This is a genomic window from Enterococcus gallinarum NBRC 100675 (assembly GCF_001544275.1).
Taxonomy (GTDB): domain Bacteria; phylum Bacillota; class Bacilli; order Lactobacillales; family Enterococcaceae; genus Enterococcus_D; species Enterococcus_D gallinarum.
Map to the genome: position 1 here is coordinate 48,453 of NZ_BCQE01000007.1, position 23,975 is coordinate 72,427.

General features: G+C 39.3%; 19 protein-coding genes. 4 read left to right on the forward strand and 15 right to left on the reverse strand.

Annotated features, from left to right (window positions below; genetic code table 11):
- Positions 1 to 57: 57 nt before the first annotated feature.
- Together EG2_RS05205 and EG2_RS05210 are read right to left on the reverse strand one after the other, a co-directional pair.
- Complete coding sequence (locus tag EG2_RS05205) at positions 58 to 1,389, reverse strand: 6-phospho-alpha-glucosidase (protein ID WP_060813813.1); 1,332 nt, start codon at positions 1,387 to 1,389, stop codon at positions 58 to 60.
- Positions 1,390 to 1,448: 59 nt separating this feature from the next.
- Positions 1,449 to 3,038 (reverse strand): alpha-glucoside-specific PTS transporter subunit IIBC, encoded by a 1,590-nt coding sequence (locus EG2_RS05210; RefSeq protein ID WP_060813814.1) that lies wholly within the window; start codon positions 3,036 to 3,038, stop codon positions 1,449 to 1,451.
- A 180-nt stretch (positions 3,039 to 3,218) separates the two neighbouring features.
- On the opposite strand from EG2_RS05210, the gene EG2_RS05215 reads away from it, so the two are divergent.
- The 3 genes from EG2_RS05215 (at position 3,219) to EG2_RS05225 (ending at position 5,245) form a co-directional block, all read left to right on the forward strand.
- Complete coding sequence (locus tag EG2_RS05215; protein WP_060813815.1) at positions 3,219 to 3,983, forward strand: MurR/RpiR family transcriptional regulator; 765 nt, start codon at positions 3,219 to 3,221, stop codon at positions 3,981 to 3,983.
- A gap of 224 nt (positions 3,984 to 4,207) precedes the next feature.
- Positions 4,208 to 4,873: a hypothetical protein gene (locus EG2_RS05220; protein ID WP_060813816.1), complete on the forward strand. Its 666-nt coding sequence runs from the start codon at positions 4,208 to 4,210 to the stop codon at positions 4,871 to 4,873.
- Positions 4,874 to 5,056: 183 nt separating this feature from the next.
- A complete protein-coding gene (locus EG2_RS05225) occupies positions 5,057 to 5,245 on the forward strand; it encodes a hypothetical protein (protein WP_060813817.1) in 189 nt (62 codons plus the stop codon).
- Positions 5,246 to 5,751: 506 nt separating this feature from the next.
- On the opposite strand, the gene EG2_RS05230 is transcribed toward EG2_RS05225, so the two are convergent.
- The 10 genes from EG2_RS05230 to EG2_RS05275 all read right to left on the reverse strand — a co-directional run bounded on the left by EG2_RS05230 (position 5,752) and on the right by EG2_RS05275 (position 18,777).
- A complete protein-coding gene (locus EG2_RS05230) occupies positions 5,752 to 6,624 on the reverse strand; it encodes an endo-beta-N-acetylglucosaminidase H (protein ID WP_060813899.1) in 873 nt (290 codons plus the stop codon).
- 129 nt (positions 6,625 to 6,753) lie between these two features.
- Positions 6,754 to 7,908: an EndoS/ChiA family endoglycosidase gene (locus tag EG2_RS05235; RefSeq protein WP_060813818.1), complete on the reverse strand. Its 1,155-nt coding sequence runs from the start codon at positions 7,906 to 7,908 to the stop codon at positions 6,754 to 6,756.
- A 252-nt stretch (positions 7,909 to 8,160) separates the two neighbouring features.
- Complete coding sequence (locus EG2_RS05240) at positions 8,161 to 9,087, reverse strand: LacI family DNA-binding transcriptional regulator (RefSeq protein ID WP_060813819.1); 927 nt, start codon at positions 9,085 to 9,087, stop codon at positions 8,161 to 8,163.
- A gap of 426 nt (positions 9,088 to 9,513) precedes the next feature.
- Entirely contained in the window at positions 9,514 to 11,259 is a 1,746-nt protein-coding gene (locus tag EG2_RS05245; protein ID WP_060813820.1) for a class I mannose-6-phosphate isomerase, read from the reverse strand.
- A gap of 185 nt (positions 11,260 to 11,444) precedes the next feature.
- Positions 11,445 to 12,182 carry a GntR family transcriptional regulator gene (locus tag EG2_RS05250; RefSeq protein ID WP_082709519.1) on the reverse strand — a complete coding sequence of 246 codons (738 nt, stop codon included), beginning with the start codon at positions 12,180 to 12,182 and terminating at the stop codon, positions 11,445 to 11,447.
- Positions 12,183 to 12,353: 171 nt separating this feature from the next.
- Positions 12,354 to 13,187 (reverse strand): carbohydrate ABC transporter permease, encoded by an 834-nt coding sequence (locus EG2_RS05255; RefSeq protein ID WP_060813821.1) that lies wholly within the window; start codon positions 13,185 to 13,187, stop codon positions 12,354 to 12,356.
- Positions 13,188 to 14,087 (reverse strand): carbohydrate ABC transporter permease, encoded by a 900-nt coding sequence (locus tag EG2_RS05260; protein ID WP_060813822.1) that lies wholly within the window; start codon positions 14,085 to 14,087, stop codon positions 13,188 to 13,190.
- A gap of 77 nt (positions 14,088 to 14,164) precedes the next feature.
- On the reverse strand, positions 14,165 to 15,418 hold the full coding sequence (locus tag EG2_RS05265; protein ID WP_060813823.1) for an ABC transporter substrate-binding protein: 1,254 nt from the start codon (positions 15,416 to 15,418) through the stop codon (positions 14,165 to 14,167).
- Between the two features lie 23 nt (positions 15,419 to 15,441).
- Positions 15,442 to 17,853: a glycoside hydrolase family 38 N-terminal domain-containing protein gene (locus tag EG2_RS05270; protein ID WP_060813824.1), complete on the reverse strand. Its 2,412-nt coding sequence runs from the start codon at positions 17,851 to 17,853 to the stop codon at positions 15,442 to 15,444.
- On the reverse strand, positions 17,854 to 18,777 hold the full coding sequence (locus EG2_RS05275) for an ROK family protein (RefSeq protein WP_060813825.1): 924 nt from the start codon (positions 18,775 to 18,777) through the stop codon (positions 17,854 to 17,856).
- Between the two features lie 230 nt (positions 18,778 to 19,007).
- On the opposite strand from EG2_RS05275, the gene EG2_RS05280 reads away from it, so the two are divergent.
- The gene (locus EG2_RS05280) at positions 19,008 to 19,724 is read left to right on the forward strand and encodes a GntR family transcriptional regulator (protein WP_060813826.1); all 717 of its coding nucleotides are present in this window, start codon (positions 19,008 to 19,010) and stop codon (positions 19,722 to 19,724) included.
- Between the two features lie 98 nt (positions 19,725 to 19,822).
- On the opposite strand, the gene EG2_RS05285 is transcribed toward EG2_RS05280, so the two are convergent.
- From EG2_RS05285 to EG2_RS05295, 3 genes are all read right to left on the reverse strand, one after another.
- Positions 19,823 to 20,695, reverse strand: a complete 873-nt coding sequence (locus EG2_RS05285; RefSeq protein ID WP_060813827.1) for an ROK family protein — start codon at positions 20,693 to 20,695, stop codon at positions 19,823 to 19,825.
- 171 nt (positions 20,696 to 20,866) lie between these two features.
- A complete protein-coding gene (locus EG2_RS05290; RefSeq protein WP_060813828.1) occupies positions 20,867 to 22,609 on the reverse strand; it encodes a DUF4091 domain-containing protein in 1,743 nt (580 codons plus the stop codon).
- Complete coding sequence (locus EG2_RS05295) at positions 22,606 to 23,916, reverse strand: PTS sugar transporter subunit IIC (protein ID WP_060813829.1); 1,311 nt, start codon at positions 23,914 to 23,916, stop codon at positions 22,606 to 22,608. Before EG2_RS05295 ends, EG2_RS05290 begins: the two co-directional genes overlap by 4 nt.
- Positions 23,917 to 23,975: the final 59 nt, after the last annotated feature.

Sequence of the window (23,975 nt, forward strand, 5' to 3'; positions counted from 1 at the left end):
GATTCGTCTCAGTTTTTCTTATGTCACACTTCCGATTCCTTTCCTCATTTCTAGCACTTAACTAAGCGTTGGCCAATAAGGTGCATTGACCTCAATCATGTCGTCGAGAATTGCTTTGGCAACTTTTGCGCTTGGAACTGTCTTGTTCATAGTAAACGATTGCCATAGTTTTTGATACGAACCTTGTTCCCAAGCATCGACTGCAAGTTTTTCTGAAGCAATTTGCTGTTCCATCAACCCTTTTTGGAAAGTCGGAATTTCACCGATCGATAGAACTTCGTAGCCATCTTTTCCAACAAGACAAGGCAACTCTACCATGGCATCCGGTGCAAAATTCGCAATTGCGCCGTTATTCTCAACGATCAATATCATTCGTTCTTTTGTATTAAATGTTAATGCGCAAGCTAAGTCGGTAATGAACGATGCATGTTCATTGGAAGCAAATGAAGTATCTTCTGCTGTACTGTTGGCAATGATTCGTCGGCATTCATCAAAAACATATTTTTCTCGTCCATCAATAATCTCATTTGCCCGAGTATAGTCTTTGTTGGCATGTGCAACCGTCGAGTCCGCCATCAAATAATACTTTAAATACGTATTTGGCAGATATTCAGGTTCGATTTCATGAAGTTCTTTCGCTGCCCACATTGTTTCCAACCAACTTGTTTCCTTGTGTTGTCCTTTTTGTGTTTGTTCTGTATAGCCATATTCCCTTACATGGGCACTGATACTAGGCATTAAATCATTTCCGTCATGGTCTTTGATACTGGTCCACCAACCGAAATGGTTCAAGCCAAAATAGGATGTTTCAAAGTCTTTGCGGTCTTTCAATCCAATAACCCGTGCCATAATGTCTTCCAGACAAACCGGCATATCACAAATATTGATGATTTTTGAATTTGGGCGGAATCTTCTGGTTGCTTCTGCGACCACAGCGGCTGGATTCGAGTAATTTAAGAGCCATGCCTCTGGTGAATATTTCTCCATGTAGTCTACTAATTCCAAAACCGGACCGATTGATCGTAACCCATAAGCCAATCCACCAGGACCACAAGTTTCTTGACCAACCACATTGTGCTTAAAGGGAATTTTTTCATCTTGCTCCCGCATTGCGTACTTGCCGACTCGTAACTGTGCCATCACAATATCTACATCAGAAAAAGCTGCTGCCGGATCAGTAGAATATTCAAATTCGATTTCCGGTGCGCGTTCTGCAATAATGATTTGACAAGCTTCTGCTAAGACCGCCTGACGTTCTGCATCGTTATCATAAAATTTGATTTTTCTTACTGGAAATCGCTCTTGACCTTCCAGTAACATAATTACTAAGGATGGTGTATAGGTACTTCCTCCTCCAGCAATCAAAATGGAACTTTTTTTCTTATTCATCGTCTTTTCCTCCAATAGTTATCTAAAAGATTTCTGTTTAAAATGATTTTGTTTACCGTTTATTCTTTCATCAGTTCTTCAAAAGATTCCCGAACTGTCGGTACTGTTAATCCAACAATGATTTGAATACCACCGTTGCCTGTGTTGACCAATCCAGAGGCTCCTGCCGCTTGAAATTCCGTTGAACTGGCAACTTTGTTGGCATCTTTGATGGTCAGTCGTAGCCGAGTTGCACAATTCGTCACATCAATTACGTTCTCTTTTCCTCCCACCAATGCCATATACGCTTGTGCCTGTCTGAGATGTTTGGGAATTTCCTCCTCTTTCCCCTTATTTTTATCTTTCTGCTTATTCTCATAATCTGCTTTCGAGTAAAGCTGCATACTTTCGAGATCATCTTCCCGTCCTGGTGTTTTCAAATTGAACTTTTTGATGATAAAAGTGAAGACAAAATACCAAATTGCCGTGAAAATCAGCCCGATAATGATTTGGGTAATATACGTCGAACTGTGGAATTTCCATAGAGGTAACCAGTCAAGTCCTAGCCAATTGATCAGGCCACCGCCAAAATCGCCAACGACACCAAACGCATAGGAAACTGTAGCAATTGAGGCATCCAATAACGCATGCACCACCCATAATGCTGGGGCAACAAAGAGGAAAGTAAACTCAATTGGCTCTGTGATCCCAGTCAAGATTGCCGTCAAAGCAGCCGGTGCAATCAACGCAATAACCTTCTTCTTTTTATCGGGGCGAGCCGTTTGAATGATTGCTAAGCTTAAACCTGCTGTTCCAAAAACCTTAGACATACCGGATAAAGAGAAACCGCCAAAAGGATACAGCTCTTTTAGTGATTGAGCGCTTGTTTGAAAATCACCGATATGTCCTGCCCAGTAAGCAGCCATTCCACCCTCGATTACTGCATTGTCATAGGCAAATGGCGCATAAACAAAGTGATGTAATCCTGTTGGAATCAGTATTTTTTGTAAGAACTGATAGACAAAGACTCCTAAGCTTCCAGAATTGATAAAGAACCCTTGCATGCTTCTCATACCCTCTTGAATCGTTGGCCAAACAAAGCACATAATCACTGCTAAAGGCACCATTACGAAAAAGCCTATCATTGTGACAAAGACAGAACCGCTAAAGATCGACAACATTTCAGGCAATTCTTGCTCATAATAGCGATTGTGGAGATAAACAACGATTCCTGATATTAAGAGTGCCCCGATCATTCCTGTATCTAAAGTAGTGATTCCTGCTATTGAAGTTAAACCTGAGCCAGTAGTAGCGGCTTGAGTAATATCCACACCAAACGAATTTGGCCATAAAGTTAAAATAGCATTTACGAAATAATTGAAAGCAATGTAGGTCACTAATGCTTCCATCGTTGCTCTAGCGGCATACTTCTTTGCTAAACTAATCGGTAATCCTACAACAAACAATATTGGCAATTGGAAAAATGGTGTCCAGCCTCCTGCAGCAATGACATTCCAAAATTTATACCACAGCGTACCCGGTGCTGCGATATCTCCCATAATCGTTTGATTCGAAAACAGCAATGAAAAGCCAATAATGATACCAAAAAATGAAAACAACATTACTGGTGCCAACATCGCTCCGCCGAACCTTTGAATTTTTTTCATCATAGTCTTTCGTCCTTCACGTTTTTTAGTTAAGCGCTTTACTGATTCACATTTTACTATTAAAATAGGCTTGTGAAACCCTTTTCCCTCCTTTAAGAGTAATTCACCATTGAAAAGATTTTTTCACACTAATTGTGAATCGTCACACTTGAACAAAAGTAACGGAGTGCAAGGAGAGATAGTATGCTGCAAGATCGTATTACTAGGTTTCAAACAAAATTGACTGAGAATGATCTGATGATCTGGTCCTATATCGTTAGTCACAAAAAACAATGCCTCACCATGTCGATCAATGACTTAGCCAAAGCATGCATTGTTTCCAGAACAACAATCATGCGGTTTTGCCAAAAGATTGGATTTGATGGTTTTTCAGAATTTAAGTACCATCTAAAAGCTGAATTGATGAAGGAGAACGCTCTTTTATCAGAAATCGAGGGAGAAATTCTCGCCAATCATATCCAAACGATCGAAAATTTAGAGAAGAAAGATTTCTCAGCGATTTGTGCCATGATGGCAAATGCTAACCGCATTTTTATTTATGGATCTGGCGACATTCAAAATCTAGTTTCAAGTTATATGAAACTACTTTTTCTCCACAATGGCTTGCTTGTCTACGATTTTGATGCTGTATCGATCAATGAGCAGTTTTATAAAATCATCCAGCCAGATGATCTTGTTTTGCTGATTACACTCAATGGCGAATCGGATACCGTCGTCAAACTTGCTAAACAGTTAAAGCAGAGAAATATCGATACAATTGGACTAACCAAACTAAGAAATTCGACGGTTTCTAAGCTATGTACAGAAACAATTTTTGTCCTAAATCCGGAGATACGCTCTTCTGATACGGTCACCTATCCTTTTGAATCGACTTCTACACTTTTCTTTGCAGTCGAGTACTTGTTGCTGAAATATGACGCTTGGCAAAAGCAAAGTATTGATTTGTGATCTCTTTAAACTGCTAAAAAAGGAAGACCCTTAGCGGCCTTCCTTTTTCGTTACCCGTAAATAGGAGAACGCAATTTAACAGATTCACCCAGAGATAGTGCTTCCCTATCTTTTAATGCTTCTTTCTGCGATGGAATATTTTTTCACTTTTAATATTGTTTTAAACACTACCCTATGAGAAAATTGTTGGAAAGAACTGCTTTTATTGAAAGGAGCAACGCAAAATGAATCAACCTGTAAACCCAACAAAGAAAACTCCGCGAAAATCCAGACCTCTGATTGCTTTCATTCTACTTCCTGTCATCCTTGTAGGTGCATTAGGTCTATTCTTGAATCACTTCAATTACTGGCCTTTTCAGGGTAGCAAAATAGCTGGTGTCCCTGATGGGCAGCTTGTTCAACTAGAAAATGAACCAGATTTAACGGGTTTGCTACTGGCATATGGTTCGCAACTAAAATTCAACACCACGGCAACCTCATTAACAGTCTATTTTGATCACTATCGCAAAGGTGAATTAAATACTCATGAATCAGTTGCTTCTTTGACTTATGAACAAGATGTTTCCATCAGTGGCTATTTAAACTTTGGTATTGCGGAAGGGCAGAATCATTTATTGGTGAAGCTATTCTCCAATGGCGCCATGTCACAAACAGTCACCGATCTTTCAGACTATGACTTTCCCCTTACACAGGAAGACAGACAATTTGGTGCTGTGACTACTATCAAAAACGGCAAAGTGAAACTCGAGAAAAACAAAAAAGTCCCACTGCTTTATTTAGCAGAAGGAAATGATGGATTAAAAATCTATGATGATATGGCAAATAATCTAGCACCAGATAACTTGAAAAACTTGCCAAATGCCTACTTAATTTACTTGATAATTAAATAACTTAAGTTCTTCTAAGAAAACTACATCGGCTTTGACTATCCCCTTCAAGACCTTTTTAAAAGAACAAAATGAACAGCAAAATCTTAGTTGTCTTCTTTAAATCGTTTCCCTTTACTTTTTTATACTTTTTACTTATTATTCTTTTGAAATAAGAATAAATTAAAATAAAAAAGGAGAACAAACATGGAAAAATATCAAGTGTTTCCTGGTCAAGACTATCAGGCAAAGGTTATTGGCTTTAGTGGTTTACAAGATGTTAGCGTTATTCATGTTTACGAAAATACAGCTACAGTGTTGATTCAAGGTACTTCTGAAACAGGAGTTGCGAGACTTTGCAACTTTTCAATCAAAACTGCATCATTGGTGGGGTAAAACTTTCAGAGACTGAGGAAACTGATTTTAGGTACAGGATTCCCAAAACAGAAAAAAGGTAGCCCAATTAGTGCTGCTTCGTTGAAACACCAAAATGTATAAAGTATTTTTATTTTATTTATTCAATATCTCTCTACATTATTTGCAAATAATGTTAAAATAAAAAAACAGGAGATGTATCAGGCTTCCCCCAAGAGAATCTTCCCCAAGTGCTCTTGCCTGGTACTTCTTCCTTGTTTGTTTTTCGGAACTATAGAACAATGGTAAGCCATTCTTCTACGAATTACAAGTGGTCTTATTGCTGAACAAAACAAAGATTTACTATTCTATTTTCCTCAAATCTCCCAATAAAAAAACATTTCTTTTATTTTTGTTGATAAATTTCCAGCTACGGAGATCTGCTGATAATCCTATCCTCGAGTAAAAAAACTGCGAAGGCACTTCTTGTTGAAGCGTCCCCCACAGTCTTTATCTATGACACATTTCTCACTTTGATTTGAATCCTTCTAGTTTGGAATATTCTCTGTATAAACGGTCTTTCTTCCATACAATTCTTGTGTGATGCCCGAAAGATAAGCAGCAGAGTTATTGCTGCGAAGATTATACATTAGGAAAATCCCGTAATTTTCAGCCTTCGTCCGTTTAGCATATTGAATGCTTTGTGCTTGGTTTCTTCCTACTTCTACAGCCGCTGGTCCTAAACGGTCGGCACCCATTCCAACAAAGTAAGGAACCTGCCAAGAGCCATAATATGGATTCCAGCTATAATCGATCGTCTTTGAAACATTTTCATTATACATTGAATTCTCGGCAGCGGGACCAATATTATATAGTGTGATCAGCTTATCTGCCCCAAGACGATTTCTCAATGCTTGAATAAGCCAAATGAATGACTGATCATTTGGTTGTGGTGTCCCATTCTTCCCGTATTCTGCATACTCATCATCAAAATCGATTCCGTCTAAACCATACGTTTTAACCACTTGTTCTAGCTCCGCAGCAAACGCATCAGCACTGGCATAATCTGTGAAATTTGCAAAACCAGCTCCTTGGTGATTTCCTAATATCGATAAAAGGACTTTTGTGCCTCGTGCTTGTAACGGTTTGATCTGGGTTTCCTTTTCAGCTAGTGTTTTTTGTACTTGCTCATTTAAATGAAGATAGGCTTGCTTTGTCGCTGGATCATAATTGATATTCGCAGCAAAAATGATCCCGATGTCGATTGCAGGTTTGTCCGTTCCGGCTAGCGTATATTTCCCAATGTTTTTAAATTCGTTGTCATTGACTTCAACATACATCACTGTTTTCGGTGTGACTTGATCGGCAGCCTGAGCTTCTAAAACCGGTGTGGCCAAAGAAAAAAGACTTAAAAGAACCATCACCACAAAAGCAACTGTAAATCTTTGAGATGGTTTCACTGCTAGTTGATTCTTATTGTTCACTGTCAACGCCTCCTATAATAATCAGATATTTACGCATCATTTACGAAGAGTTTTTTTGCATAGAGTCTATTGTTCTGCTGCCATAAGCGCAGCTTCTTTCAATGGGTCATATTCGGGACTGACCGCTTCTTCATACTTAGCAGCCAAAAACACTCGATTCACTTCATAATGAGAAGTGGCACGTTCGATTTGTTGACTTAATTCTTGAACTTGGCGATCGGAAAACTGGTCGTTCTTTCTAGCAAGATAATGTTTAGCAAAAGCTTGCGACTCGGCCAAAGAGTAGCCTTTTGATTCCAAAATCGCCGTTTTTGTCCAGAGAAAGTCCGTTTTCAACAACTGATCGTTTCTTCCTTGGATACCATCGCGATCAATCGCATAAAGAAACATGCCGCCAGTTTCACTTGTACGGACATAGTTTGCGACACTATAGAGATTGCTGGACTCATAAGGTTCACGGGTATCTCCCCATGTTTGATTGGTGCGTTCTTCAGGAAAAGAGAGACCGACTAAATACTGAGACCGTTCGATTCCTGTCTTTGAGAACTTGTTGTTCCATGAAGACTCCGCCCGCGTGGCATTCGATCCATATTGCTGTGCACCCAAAAAACTGAACGCTGATGAAACAGGAGTAAATGGCTCTAGGGAAAAGATATCTACAGTATCATAAATCAGCAGTGTATCTGTGTCTGACTTCGGTCCAATATAGTGTGATAGGGCCTCGATCACCCCATGGGCGATTTTCAGTTGACTGGTAGTATAAGTACTTTCCATATCAAAATCAAGACCATCGATTCCTGGTGTCATATATTTATCTAAAAGCTGCTTTGCATAATCGTCAAATTCTTTTGCTGTTGGTTGGCTCTGCGTTGTAGGAACTTTCAATAGTTCGCGATAATCTAATCCTCGTACAAGCTTTGTTCCTCGCTTGTGTAATTCTGGTGCATACACATTGGCGACTTCATCAAAAAAGACTTTACTATCTGCATCACTCACATTTGCGTGGAACACATTGACCACATCAATACCATAAGGAATATCTGTCATTCGGATCTGATTATTTTGTTCAGATGGAATACTTTGATCTCTCCATGTGCGGTAATAGACCATAAATGTTTTTTCCGATTTCTCAACAGTGGTGGCAGATCCCTCAACCCCAAACAAAAACCCACAAAGCAACAACGAACTGGCGGCAAACAATCCCAAAACGACTTTTTTCATCAACATCCATCCTTTCAGAATAAAATTTGATACACCTAATGTTAGCGCTTACTTAACGAAATATCTAGGAACAAATTATAGGTATTTCATAACAAATTAAAGATTTTTCTTTAAAGTAAAAAAAGACTGCACTAAAAAATAGCAACAAAAGAAGCCCTCTATTCTCATGAGGGCTTTCTCCTCCTTTTCTTGCAAAACGGCAGTCTCCTAGAAAAGAATGGTGCTTTTGGTAACACATTTTTAGAGCATTGCTTAACTGCGAACAAGCAATTCAAACGGTAAAACGATTTGTTCCCTACTCCGTTCCTGGAATAGACGAAACGCTTCTTTTCCGCAGAGGTGCAAATGGAATTCAACGGTGGAAAAGTTCAGTAATCGACTGATCAGTAAGTTTTCTTGACCGATAACCAGAGGTGCTTTGCTTTCCTCATATTGAGATAATATTGTCGCTGCGATCTCATCTCCATTGGTAATGATCCCGTCCACGCCCCGGTCTTTGAAAAAAGCAGCCGCAGCCTCGCCATCTTCTGCTTTGATACAATCCCAAAAAATGTCCTCTTCTGAAAACCCAGGAAAGAGCTCCTTTGCTTTAGCGATCGTATTGATCGAATTACAGCTGAGTCGTTTGCTGCGACCAAGAGTCAAGCCTAACCGTTTAACGCCTTGTTCTTTAAGATAAAGGATGCTGGCTGTCACTGAGCCAACTTGATCGATCGTTACGAATGGGACATCCGTTCCGCTTGCATCTTCGCAAAAAACGATGGGGCCATTTTCAAGATAGGGACGAAACGTCTCAATATGGTTAGCACGCGTGATGACAATCAACCCATCGAATCCTTTGGCAGCGAACTCTTCTAAATAGTCCTTCTCCAAGGCTTTATCGAAATTAGTTGGTAAAAGCGTCACCTTATATTGTTGCGCAAATGCCTCCTCCATAATACCATTGAGGATGCCATCGAAGAATGGATGGTTGACAAATGGTACGATGACCCCCACATTGAATGTTTTTCCTGAGCTTAGTTTCTGAGCGATCTTATTCGGCTTATAGTTCAGTTCTTTCATCATGGCTAAAATGGTTTGACGCTTTTGTTCTTCCACATACGGATGGCCGTTGATAACCCGGGAAACCGTAGTGATGGAATAACCAGTCATTTTTGCAATATCTCGAATCGTTGCCATAAACAGTTGCTCCTTATGCTATGTATTTTCACTGCTGTTTTATATCTCTATCTCTTTGTAGTCTACCATAAAACTAGTCCAAGGACAGACTGCTGGCTATGAAATTTATGATGGAACGTTTCGGGAGTATTCGCTACAAAGCGATATGCGAAGAGTAGTTGGCACTGTCAAAGTTACCAAACAAAATCTGTGAACAAAAAAATACCCGAAGAATAGTTGGCTTGTTCATAATCTCAATGAGCCTCGTTGCACCTTCACAACCGCTCATTATTAGCCATTTCTTCGGGTAGATTATCAACGAATCACTTCAATCCTAGTCCTTGTATGATCAATGACTCGATTCCTTCGGCTGATTTTCTTTATGTCAATGATTGCCTTTGATCCCTATTCTGCTCGCTTGTCACAATGACTCCTATTTTTCTGTGATCAGAGCTTGGTTGCTTCTGTAGATAACCCTCGAACAAATGCTTGAATCACAGCAACTTCTTTGTTGGGATCTCCTTGATTTACTAATCGGTAGACTTTCACTGCTTCTGGTACAATGAATGTTTCTCCATAATGAATCTCGAATGGGGCAAAACTGTCGGTCACACTTTCAACTGTGATTTTTTCTCCTTCCACCAAATTTAACATATTCACACTTTGATGGACAGATACAGTGACCTCTTTTTTGAACCAATGGCGGTGTGTTTCAATAAATTCTAGCTCATGCAACCCTGTCTTTTCCACCCGGATTTCTTCATCTTCATACAATGTTTCAAAGGGATTGATTAAATTTTCTTGGACCCAGGCGGTATCATACGCTGTATTGACATTTTCTTCTCCATGTACAAGATGGACCGGTCTTGGGATCCCATCTAATCCTAGACGTCCCCAATCCCAGAGTTTGAAGGTGAAAATATAAGGTGTCTGGCTAATTTCTAAAACGACCGTGTCTGGTCCGCCGCAATGGATCGTTCCTGAGGGGATCGAATAATGATCATGTTTTTTTACTGGAAAACAATTGATGTATTTCTCGTCTGGAAAACGATAGTCGCCATTCTCTGCTTTTTTTAATTCTCTAAATAATTCTTCTTTCTCCGTTCCTTCGGTCACCCCCAAATAGATTGTCGAATGTTCACCAGCTTGCAAAATGTAGTAACTTTCATTTTGAGTATAAGTCATACCAAATTTCTCTTGAATATAATCAACTCGCGGATGAACTTGCAGACTCAAGTTGCCTCCTCCAACGGTATCTAAATAATCAAAGCGGATCGGAAACTCATTGCCAAAACGTGCCTGTACTTTCTTGCCAAGTAAGGCGATCGGTCTTTGATGAACGATGTTGATCGCGGGTATCTCGATTTTAGTTCCTGCAAAATTTAAACATATACTATTCTCTTCTGGTACCCCATCAAATGCCCAACCATAATTTTGTTGGTTGGGATCCAGATTGAATTCTTCCTTCATCCACTGACCACCCCAAACACTGGAATCGAAGTAAGGCACCAGTCGAAAAGGTTGCTGGACGATTTCGTCTAATGCAGCACGATAGCCAGATCCTGTTACCATCTTTGGCTGATTCGCTACATTCGTATCAATCAAGTAATCGATTTTGTCTGTAAGTTTCTGTTTCAGTCGATCTGCGATACGCCATTCAAAGAAGAATCCCCGTTTCACTTTTTTTAGATTGTCTTCATGTTCATTAGCAGCTTTCCAGTTGGCTAAACCTTTACGATAGCGCTTTTGGATTTCCCAACGTGTCAAATCAGCATAGCAAAGTATATCTGGATCAGGTAACAAAAGAGTTGCTCCAGTACCATAAACAAGAATTTTTTCCATCTTAGATGCTTTCTTTCGCCATTGCTGTATTTCATAGTGGGGGAAAAATTGTGCAAGATCGGCATGAGACATTCTGCCAAACACACGGTCTTCCGTTAAATTTTCTGCAATCATTTTCGTTACCGTTTCAGCATCATATGCATAGTCATCCGCTTTGACACAGCATATATTTGTTAGATGACGAAACAAGTGTTGCTCTAGTTCCTCGAGATTCACTCCGGGATAGCATTCTAAAGCAATTCGGCTCTTTCCTTCATTAAATAGACGGTTCAACTCCTTGCTGATTGCTTGATAGCTTTCCCAAGTGTCTGCAGTCTGACTGATTTTGATTTCTGGTTGTAAATTATACATTTGGATTCCTCTCTTTAACTTTTTTGATATTGATTAAATGGAGGCAGCTTGGTTAGTCCCTCTTATGTTATTTTGTCATAACATTTAAGGATGAGAAGATATTCCAGTTAGATAAGTTCCAAACTTGGTCCTTATAAAGAAAGTACAAAATAGCTGGACTATCTTGCACTTTACATTTTTAAGGATTACATTTCAACGTAATAACGATATTGGTCTCCCACGTAGTAACAGTCACTGATTTCCTTATATTGTCCATCACTGCTTGAAACCATGCGAACTCGTTTTAGAATAGGCGTCACATCCGATACTTCTAAAATTGCTTGCAATTCAGGTGTTGCCATGACTGCTTCCACATATTCTTTGGACTCGCTCAAAACGATGTTGAATTTCTTGAGGTACTCGTATAGTGACCCGTAGTAATCACTGCTATCTAAGGAGAACTTCTCTGTATATGGAATATGAGTGACAAAATAAGCAAATGCTTTACTGCCCTCGACTCCCCTTGTCCGTCTGATTTGAAGCACTTCTCCGCCATTTTCAATCCCTAATTGCTGAGAAATCCGCTCAGAAGCATGAATCAATTGGACATGTGCCGTCAGTGTACGAACAGTCTTTCCTAACTCCTCCATCTCTCGTGTAAAACCGCGGACCATTGTATAATGTTCTTTTTCTGTCGTATGATCCACGGATAAAACAAATGTCCCTTTTGCCCGTTCACGATATAAATGTCCTTCTCGAACAAGTTCATCGATCGCTTTTCTAATCGTGATTCGACTGACATTGTATATCGTACATAGTTCAAGTTCTGGAGGGATTTTTTCTCCTGCTGCCCATTCCCCTGATAAGAGTTTAAATCTTAAATCATCCGCGATTTGACTATAGAGCGGACTGGATCCTTTCTTTTTGGCTAACTTGTCGTTCACTGTTCGTCCTCCTACTAGCTTTATTGTCATAACAATAATATATTCAGAAAAAAATAGCAAGCAATAATGAATGCGCTTCCCAAAGGAGAACTGTTGTCTACTTGCGATCAAAGGATACTGCTTTTTTCGTCTGAATAGTCATCACATTCCTGTTGAGAGGAGGAACAAAAACTATTTCTCTGTCATCACCAGTCCTTTTTCAAAGTTTTTGTTCAAAACAATATAAAGAAAAATCGTTGGAATCGATGCGATCGCACAAGCTAATAGTACTGCAGGCGCATTCGTCGTTGCTCCATTTGGTCCATTCAACTGGGACAATACAGTCATGATCGGACGGATGTTTCCCGATTTGCTAAACGTAAAACCAAATAGAAGATCATTCCAGACGAATGAAAACTGGAACAAAAACAATGCGGAAATAGGTGCTTTAGCCATTGGCAAATAGATGTTATAGAACACATGAAAATCAGATGCACCATCGATGCGAGCCGCTTCCATCTGCTCATTGCCTAATCCATCAAAAAAATTTCGTAAAACAAATATACAAAATGGAATGGAGATCGCTGAATAAAAAAGGATCATCCCTATTTGAGTATCATATAAGTTGAATTGAGTATACATTTTGTACACGGGAACAAGGTACATCTGAAAGGGAAAAATCGTTCCACTGTATATCAGCATAAACCAAAAGAAGCGTCCCTTTATCTTTAATTTGGTAATGGCATAAGCGGCTAGAGCTGCTAATAAAATCGCTATTGCTGCTGAAAGCACCCCATAGAGCAAACTATTCAAGAACCCATTCATCAGTGAAACCCGTTCACTGATGAAATCGATGGATTGTTGGATCGCTATTCCCGTAGGAAGATCCCAGAAATTCCCTTGGTTATATTCAGCGCCTGATTTCACGCTATTTACTAATACAAAAGTAAAAGGAAACAGCCAAATAAAACCTAAGATACATAAAATCAAATTATTTATTCTAAAATTCTTTTTTGTTTTATCCATCTACTTCTCCTTAAATGTTTGTCTTAGATAAATGATTGAGATGAGCAAAACAATGACCGATAGCACAGTTGCTACAGCCGATCCATAACCATAGGAACCATTGATGAAAGACTCCTTATACATGGTCACTGCCAATGTCTCGGAACTTCTATAAGGTCCTCCCCCGGTCATTAACCAAATGCCATCAAAGGTTTTGAAGCTATTGATGATCGCCATTAAAAGCACAACGATCAATGTTGGTTTTAATAAAGGAAGAACCACATATCGATAAAGCTGACTAGTTGAAGCACCATCTAATTTTGCTGCTTCGATTGGCTCTCCGGGAAGATTGCTCAATCCAACAATTAACAGAATCAGATTTGTACCGATCCCCTGCCAGATACCTGCGCCGATCATGACAAATGTGTTGACATGTGGAATGCCTAACCAATAGGTGGTGTTCTCAGTAAGACCCCATAACTCTAGTAATTTCGGTAATCCATAATTCGACAATAATGAAGTCATGATCAATGCACCAATTGTTGGAGAGACGGCATTCGACAAATAAAACAGATTTTTGAAAATAGAGCCCCAGCGACTATTTGTAATCATTATGGCTAACAATAATGGGATGATCACCGGAATAATCAAAGAAAAGAATACCCAAATCAACGTATTCAGAAATGATTGAATAAAATACTCATCCTGAAACAATCGGAGATAATTATCAAATCCGATAAAATGAAGCGCGGATAATCCGTCCCAATCTGTAAAACTTAACCCTAGGGTGTAAATCGCAGACATTACGAAAAATACCGTGACCAAAACAGCTGCTGGGAGTACATATAGGTAAGGGACCAGTGATTTGAGAGAGAATCGTTTTGCTTTTTTTCGCAGTATTACTTTTTCCGTATGTTCCATAGTTCCTCCTCATAAGAGGCTGCTCGACTAGTAGGTCTATATTCTGATTCCATCTATCTTGCAGCCTCCGCCACGCTTTATTTATTCAGACTTTCCCATTTGTTCTGGATGGCTTCTAAGCTTTTATCCACCTGATCTTTTGTCGGATCAGAAAAGATTTTCCAGTATTCATCAATAGAGAAGTTGACAAGTTCTGGATTGAACTGCTCATAATACCGCAGATGCAAGGAATAATTATCGGTATCATTTACTTCATCAACCAGTTTTTTACTGATTGGATCGTTAAACGTCACATTTGTCACTGCGGCCATTCCAGTTTTGTCTGCATACTCTTGTTGCACGTCTTGTTTGAAATACCCTTTCAATACTTTCTTTGCATTTTCTTTATTGCTACTGTTCTTACCGATCAGCAATGGAGTTACTTCATAAAAAACGGCTTTTTTATCAGTACTGTTTTTTGCTGGCAGAATAAACATATCTAAGTCTTTCCCAGATTCCAGACCGTAATCTTCATTCAAACTTGTCAAAGAGTTCGTTGCATGGTAGAACATCGCTGTTTTTTTACCGGAAAATTCTTTGATCTGATCTTGCTGCACATCGGAAAAATAGCCTTTTTGAATCATATCGATCCATTGATAGAAAACAGTTTTAACTCGTTCATCTGTAAATGGCACTTTCCCAGAGATCCATTCTTCATACAAGTCTGGATCAAGACTTCCCATCAACGCTTGCGGCCAGCAGAATGACTGCCATGTATTACCGATTCCAATTGGTGTCTCTCCATTTTCTTTCAGCACTTTACAAACATTAAGAAATTCATCAAATGTTTTTGGTTCCTCAATGCCATATTTACTGAAAATCTCTTTGTTGTAATAAACGCCGTTATAAATCATATTCAAGGGTGCACCATAAACTTTACCATCCACAGATAATGCATCCTTTATTTGATCGCTGACACCCGCCGCTTCATAATCCGACCATTGATCAGACAAATCTTCGACTAAATCATTTTTGACCAAGTCCTTCAACATACTCCCTGTCCACCAAGTAAACAAAGCCGGTGCATCATTTCCTTGTAAGGACTGTTGGATATTTGTTTGATAGGAGCTTAGATCTGGTGTATTGACAAACTTGACTGATAATCCCGTTTCTTTTTCCAAAATTGGTACAAATGTTTTTGCTTTCCCCGTCCCCTGATTCTTATCATTCAAGATCTCAATCGAGTCTTTCTGATCTTTACTTGCTGTGGAATCCGATCCTTTGGCACAACCAACAGTAATGAACAAAACTGAAAACAACATGATCCCTGACAAAATTCTTGATACTTTCACATGATGACCTCCCTTTAGTTGAATTAAATGGATAGACCGATTATCCCTTGTGCTAAATTCGTAAATTGCGTTTGACTATCTTGCTGCATATCCTCACTGTATTGGATCGAATAATTGAACTCATAAAAGCCGCCCAGGTCTGCTTTAAAATTCGTTTCCCAATAATTATTCATTATCCAAGAATAGGCAATTTCTTGGTTTTTCCATGCAGTCTGATCATTGGCCAACGTAATTTCATCTGCTGCTAAGTCCCCAAATGTCACTAACGGCGCATCATTGCAATTGATCAAAAGCCGCTCTTCTTCAGACTGATAAAGCATGCCGTTCTGAGTAAGATAAAAATTCATATTTGTTTCTGGAAGTTGATCAATACCCGGACGAATCAAACAACCCATTTTATCTACGAACAATTCACTATTGGATAAGCTGAAGGGCAGTGCGACGTATAGATTTTCTGGTGCCCATTCGCTGGTTTTGTGCACACGGATCGTGGCATCGATTCTAGAAGCCACTTTGTAAATTTTTAGATAGACAGCATAAATATTGGTTCCTTCAAGCTGATAATCTAAGAGAACACTCGTAAATAAGTCACCATCAGACAAAATCTGAACATCTGTTAATTCTGCTGTATAACGCTTGGCAAATTTTCCTTTACGATTTCTTCCCATCACGCGTCGTTCTTCTACTGGATTTGTTCGTATCGGGGTATATTCATAAACTCCTGAAAATGGAGCTTGTGTTCGTTTTGGATGTAAAATCGCAGATTTCGCTTTTTTAAATACCAATTCATCGATTCCCTGAGTTGAATCAATACTTAGTTGAATAAAGTCGTTTTCAATTCGATTGGCTGTGGCGATTTCTTTGCTGGAAGATGGTACGATATCTACTACACCTTCCGATCCTTGTGACAAAGAAAGATCATATAATTTTTCTGGCAGTTTTCCAATTGACAGCTTGATCGTCTTCTCTTCTTTAGGATTCAAAGTGACCCACACTTTTACTTCGATTGCTCGTGCCGTTCTGACTGTTTGCGAAGGGATGATTTCACCTGTTGCACAATCTGTAGCTGTTATCAAAGACATGTTTTTTTCAGTGATATAGGTTCCATCAACATGCTCCCACTCCTCAATCAAAACCGTTGCCATATCTGTAACCGATTGCTCATGGGGATTGAGCAATTTGTATTTCTTTTCCCGATTTGGATAGATGGATACTTGCCCATAACTTGCCAGTATCTCATCGAGATTTTTCGAAGCAGCCACATTCGCAAGCGTGGCATAGCTGGTTTTTCGATATTCTAAATCATTGACCAGCGTATTCCATGGTTCAGAGATCGATGAAGAATAGCCCCACGTATGTTCTGCATACATGATCAAATTATCTTCAGCTGTTTTCACTTCTGATGCAATGCCTCTTGTTGAATCGGGATCCAATTTTTTCGCCAAATGATATTTTCGTTGTGCTTCTTTGTAAATCTTCGTTGCAGCCGGCGTTGAACCCACACCATCGGCCCACCAGTCGTTCCAGTCACCTGAATACACTGGCACTGTTTCTTTTTCAACAAGCGCAAAGAAATCAGTAAGCGTTATCATTTCCAATTCGATTTCTTCGCCATGGCGCGTATTCCATTGATGGATCGTATCCATCAATGCCCCATTAGCGGGCGCATTATCAGAAACAACCCCCGAAATCATTACTGGCACATAATCATACGCATACCCATATTCTTTCAACGAAGCCACATATCTAAAAATGCGTCGCTCCGTGATTTGAAATTGATCGGTAGTTGTATCGTTCTCAAACTCGTCTTTTAAATGATACGTAAAACGTGTATTTGGGATAAGCAAAAATTCATTGCCTAACATGTAATGTCCACCATTCCATACTAGCAGCTCTTTACCGTCTGGCGTTCGCCATTTGAAAGGTCGCTGCTGCCTCCTTAATGGTGCTAACCCATGATGCCCGTGGACACATGAAAACAAGTGATCGATCCCGTTGTCAACAAGCGCAGAAGCATAGCCCCAACTATACCCATTCACATCAGCCGTCATGGCTGATTTACCGGTAAATCCAAGCTCCTGCGCCCACCTTTTCCCTGCTGCCAATTTTGATCGGTAGACTGTATCATCAGCCAACTCGGTCATATTCAAGTAATTCAGTGAAACATCAATTTTTCCTGCCAAAACCAATCGATTAAATTCTGCAATTTCTGCTTCCGTCGCATGATTGATGAAATTTTCAACTTGCCAATAATTCTCACAAGTCCATTTGAATCCTTCCCATTCTTTGTGGATGCCTGACTCGATCGACTGAAAAATGTTGATTGCTTGTTTGATAAAGTCTACATGGTACCGTTCAATTTTCTCTTGTCGATCTGTGTAGCCGATATCCGTATGGGAATGAGAAATCAAATACATCTTAAATTTTGTCGCCATCTATAAACCTGCTTTCTTTATTTTTAGGGTATTTAATCCCTGAATAACTGCTTTCGAGGTATCCTTTGTTGCTCTGATCGTTGTCTGAATGTTCTCCTTTGTAAAGACAGCCAGAATTCCTGTCTCCATAAATTCAAAGCTTTTACTGATCTGCCCCCCATAAACGATCTCATCAGGGTGAAACAGTCTGGCATAGGGCGTCAATATTTCTGCCGCTCGTTGACCAAATTGATTAAAAATTGCCAATGCAGCTTGATCACCCCTTTTGGCACGATCTGAAATTGTCTTGGGACTTAATTTCTCACCGATTACCTGCTCAATCATTTGTTCGAGTCCTCTTGCTGAAAGATAATCATCAATAACGCCTTCTTTATATGGTTCGTTAAAAATCATTCCTGATCTAGGAATCCCATAGGCTCCGCGAATCATCTCCCCATTTTTGATAAACGTTGATCCGCACCCCGTTCCTATCGCAATATAGATGCCCTTTTTTTGGGCAAAAGACTGTGAAGCATACTCCCCAAACGCAAATGCAGTTCCATCGTTAAAAATCGAAATACTGAAGTCAGTTGTAGTGGGCAGCTCTTGTGAATGCTTGATTCTTTGTCTCAGAGCATGTTTGATATTCGTCTGATACAAACTCTCATATTTATTTAACCCTTGAATAAGACAAATACCTTGCTCATAATCAAATGGACCGGGAAAGGCGATCATTAGTGTTTGGACTATTTTCTCATTGATAGCCACTTGCTGATACAAATCACTCATAATCCGAAAAAAATTCTCCAATATCTCCTCTTTGCCTTTGTTTGCATGGGCAGGATAATAATTTATCCCTTCGAGTAATGGCTTATTCTTGTTGTTATATACAGTTCCTTTAACAAAAGTACCCCCAACATCTAAACAAATAACTAACTGATCCAATAAGATCCTCCTTCTGGCAGTCTCGATTTTTCCAATAAATTTGAGATTGCCTATGCAAAAATTCCGTTTGTCCGATCATTTGAAACACGATATTGTATTTTAGTTATGACAATAGTATAATCGTTAAAAGAAGCGTTTTCAATAGCGTCTATTGTACATTTTTAACGGTTGAAGCAGCAGCTTTTTTCAGATTATGTTCTATTGTATATAACAATAAATGGAGGTTCATTATGTCTAGCGGAATTCCTTATTACTTACAGATTGCAGAAGAAATGAGAAATAATGTACAAATGGGAAGATGGCGTGAAGGGGAAAAAATCCCAACCGAGTTTCAGCTCTGCGAGATATTCCATGTTAGCCGTATTACGATCCGAAAAGCTATTGATGAACTAGTCAAAGAAAATTTATTGCAGCGGGAACGCTCCAAGGGGACCTTCGTTAAAAAGAATAGTGTTTTAGAGGATAATCGTTTCACATTGATCAAGAGTCTGACCGATCAAATCGAAGAGTTTGGTGATTCTTTTGTAACAAAAAAAGTCAATGTATTGATTACTCACGCTGACAAAAAACTCGCCACCTATTTAGATGTCGAAGTTGGAGAGAAAATAATCGTACTAAAACGTCTTATGGGGCAGGACAAAAAAAATATTGGTTACTTTCTAACCTATTTTAAATTTAGTGAGTCCTTTAGTTTAGATCCATTTGATTACTACGGTTCATTTTATACTTATCTGAAAAAAGAACAGGGCATTACTGTTGTCAACGACAAAGAAGTCATCGAAGCCATCATGCCGATGCAAGAAGTCGCCTATCATTTGCGGATCAAATCTGGTACCCCCGTTTTAAAGAGAAGCCGTTTTGCCTCAGATACAACGCATGACTTCAAGGAGTACACCGAGTGCTATTATACAGGGAATGAATACAAGTATTATATTGCTTTTCGATAAATATTGTATTCATTATTTTGACAAATTCGTCCATTTGAAGTTTTAAACCTTGTTCAAACAAACAACCCGAAGTAGATTTCCCTACTTCGGGTTGTTTGTTACCGTTCTTCATTCAGCAGATAATTATAGACAGCTCCGATCAGATTTGCTTCATTGCCAAACCTTGAAGCTGCGACTTCACTCATTAAGGCTGTGGCGCCAGAACGTGCTTTTAATTTTTTGATTTCGTTATTGACCTCTTCGACAAAGCGTTGATTTTTTGAGATAGCGCCACCAAGAATGATTTTATCGGGATCAAAACTGACTATCAAATTATAGATGCCTCTAGCAGCATAGCGAAAGAACTCAGTTAATAACGCATCTGCTAGATGATCACCTTTTTCAGCAAGTGCAAAAAGTGTTGGACCATCTACAGAATTGCCAGTCATTTGCTCATATCGTTTCGTCAATAAAACAATACTAGCCAACTCACTAAACGTCTTCTCTTCGTTCAAAAACATATAGCCAAACTCGCCACCGAAAAAATGTTTCCCGATGTGAATTCTTCGATTGGAAATAATCGCTCCACCTACGCCTGTGCCAAAAACCAGAAATAAACTATTATTGGTTTCTTTCGCTTCTCCTTGCCAAATCTCAGATAATGCCGCACAATTTGCATCATTTTCCATGTGAACCGGCAATCCAGAAAAATGTTGGGATAGCTCTTGCGTAAACTTACGCTGATGGATATAAGAAATCGCTGTAGTGCCCAAGATTTGATCGTTTTTTTGATCTACTGCTCCCGGAACACTGACAGCGATCCCTTCAATCTCAAACTGTTCTTCAAATTGTTTTTTTATTGAAGCCAGTTTTTGAAGCATCCTTTCCCATGTTTCTGGCAAAGGAATGGAGGATTTTTGCGCCATTCCATCTTCCGTCCAAACACCATATTTGATAGCTGATCCCCCAAAATCTAAAGCCAAAATAGCCATTTATGCCACTTCCTTCATTGCAGAATTTCACTTATTCACTGACTGTCCTAGTATTCCTTTATACAAATAAAGCATTAGTATAGAGCCAAAAATGATTGGCAAAAAAACGTTTTTTAGTATCGATTATCTTTTTGAATAGAGCTTTTCAGGATCAACTAGTCCTAAGATCTCTCATTTCACCGCTTCTCTCAAGGAATGAACGATCAATTCTTTGATAACTGCTTGTCTTAACTGTTCATAGTCCTCATAATTCGTACTGTATAAATTAGGTTTTGTATGTCGTTTATCCATCATATAGGACTGAGGATCTTGATTCAATGCGATTTGATTGTAATAAAGTGTCAAGTCTGATTCATCTGTTACCTGTTTTAATCTAGTGAGTAATTCATAGTCGATGATGCCTTTTTTTAATTGGATGACTCGGAGTGAGCGTTCGATCTCACCGTTTTTAGCTGGATAAACGAGACTAAAATCTCCCGTAGGAAACCCATGGATCTCGTAGCGGATATCTTCTCTCGGATTTGCTGTCCAGGCACAGTAAGCCCATCTAGTCAGTCCATCGAAATCAAACAAGCTGTTGAGTATCCCTAGAACTCTGGCTTCTACCAATTGATTTTTTACTAATGTATTTGGTTTATCCGGAATATTGCAAACATACCATAGATAGTGCTTCTCCGTCTGTTGCTTATTGATTGCAATATGCTTGGTAATGCAAGGAAAAGACAATGTAATCGTGTCAAGATCATCAATAAAGTGAGAAATGGCTATTTCACGATCAATGGCCATTTTGATTTTTATCGTTGGAGCAATAGCTTTGAATTCATTTATTAATACTTTAAAAGCATTCACAGACTCGACGTCTTTGATTTCTGGTTCATCCGTAGCAATCTTCAATTGCTCAAATTGATGTGTTTCCTTAAAGTAAGTCACGATACAGGAAAAGTAGGCAATCAATTCCTCCGCAGTTTTCATATACTTGAAGGTTTGGTCCGCCTCATCAAAATAGCGGACAGAAATATTTTCTGAGTAATCCGTAATCTCGTTTCGGGGAAAGCCATCCCTGTTCCAGACACCTAATAATCCATACAACGCAATTTCGCCATTGATCGCATAGTTCTTACAAAGATCGATATAGCGTTGCATATTCCGAAAATCGCAAGTAAGCTTTCCCTCCGTATCTTTAATGGCATCGATCATCGAATACTCATAGAAGTTCGAGCCGTCCTTTGATCCGATCGCGGTTCCCCAACCGCACCAAGGACAGTCACTGGCCACTATCATGATAGATTTTTGGCCCAAGTCCGCTAGAGAAGCAATCACATTTTCAAGCAATTGGAAATGTCGATCGCTCCATAATGGCACACCAAATTGACGTGCCACATTAGAAGAATGCTGCCAGATATCTAAAAACATCGTATAATCTTTAGGATCAGGCAGAGTGTAGTCCAGAACATTTACGGAAAGTTCTTGTGTAAAAATCAGTTCTTCATCTGAAAACAACAAAGAGTGATACACGATAACAGTGACCGTAAACTGATTTTTGGAGAAATTTTTCGGGATGGCATACTCGGCAAAAATCACTCCCGGTTGATATTGGGAAAAAGTAGTATAGGTCTCGCGACTCACCCGATCAGCCACCAGCCGATTATCATCATCAGGGATATAGCCTTCAATAAAGGCTTCACCAACAACCTCTGGACAGTCGCTGCTTATCTCTACCCGGTAAAGAGGTTGTTCCAACTCAGGAACAAAAATTTTTTCACGAGCCGCAGTCAAAATTCCTTTCATCCCTTCCAGATATACTTGAAAGGCAATTTTTTCATTTTTACATCCACATAATTCTGTGATACTTGGCGGTAGCTGTTGAATCCCAGCAATCGTTTGATACGCATCGTGTGTTACAATAATCGTCATACAGACACATCCTGTTTCGTTTGATTTCTTTCAATTTCCAATTCTTTCTTATCTGCTACTCGTACAAACGGGTACCAAATCAATGTCACGATTGCTGTGGTAATAATGTACATCAAGAAAAACTGCCAGCCTCCTGACAAAGCGAATTTCACAAAACCAGGCGTTGTCCACGGAATATTTTCAACCGTCGGATTATAAGTGATTGGGAGTACCGTAGTCATTAATCCCCAAGAAACAAGGCCGGAAACTAGCGGACTTAAAATCATTGGGAAAAAGTACATTGGATTCATAATGATCGGCAAACCAAACACCAAAGGTTCGGTGATATTGAAGACGGTTGGAAGAGCCCCTAATTTAAACATTTCTTTGTATCGTTTGGATTTCGCAAACATCAAATTAATAATCAATCCCATAGTATTTCCTGCAGCTCCACAAACACCGTAAACCATATAGGCAATGGCAAAAGGTAACGTTTTTCCTGAAGTGAATGCATCAATATTTGCCGTGATCATCGTCAATGTCACTGCAGACAATGGCCCCGACAAAACAGCATTGTGGATACCAAAGAACCATAAAAAGCAAAGCAGCACTTGAATGAAAATCATCGTCAACGGATTGGCCATCAGATTATTCAATGGTGCACTGATCATTTCAGTGATAAAACTGAAAATATCATTAAACGGTGTAAATGAGAAGGCGATTCGTATGCCACACACGATCAGAAAAATAATCGTCACGATAAAAGTCGGCGCTAATGATTCTGAAACCATCGGCGGAACTGAATCTGGTAATTTGATTGTGAATTTTCTGGCCGCTAAAATTGAATAAAGCTTAGTGATCAATAAAGCAACTAGCATACCGATGAAGATTCCTTGTCCGCCTAAATAATCAAAACTCACTGCATTAACAGCTGACTCTACCCATTTACCATTTTGTTCTACGTGGGTCACGATTTGTTGAGGAATCAAAATAAAGTAAGAGGCTAATGCGATCAAACCAGAGTTTTGAGCGTTTGTATGCAGTCTTTTTCCATAGGCATACGCAATGTTGTAGACCGCTAGCATGCCCATGATCCCGATTGACGCATTCCCCACTGCACCTAAAGACGAAGCTAAATTCGTTTTTTGCAGTAACTCAAGCCATGCTGGAATCGGAAAATTTGCGACAATCAAAATAAATGCTGAGCCAATCGTGGCTGGGCTGGTTCTGATGAACCCTTCAGATAAAGCGCCTAAAACAAGATTATTCTGCATCTTCTCTGAGAGCGGTAATAATTTATCTGTTAAAAACTTCTCGAACTTGTTCATAGTTTCCTCCATCAATAGTATGATTTAAATTAATAAAGCGCTTTATTGATTTGAATTAT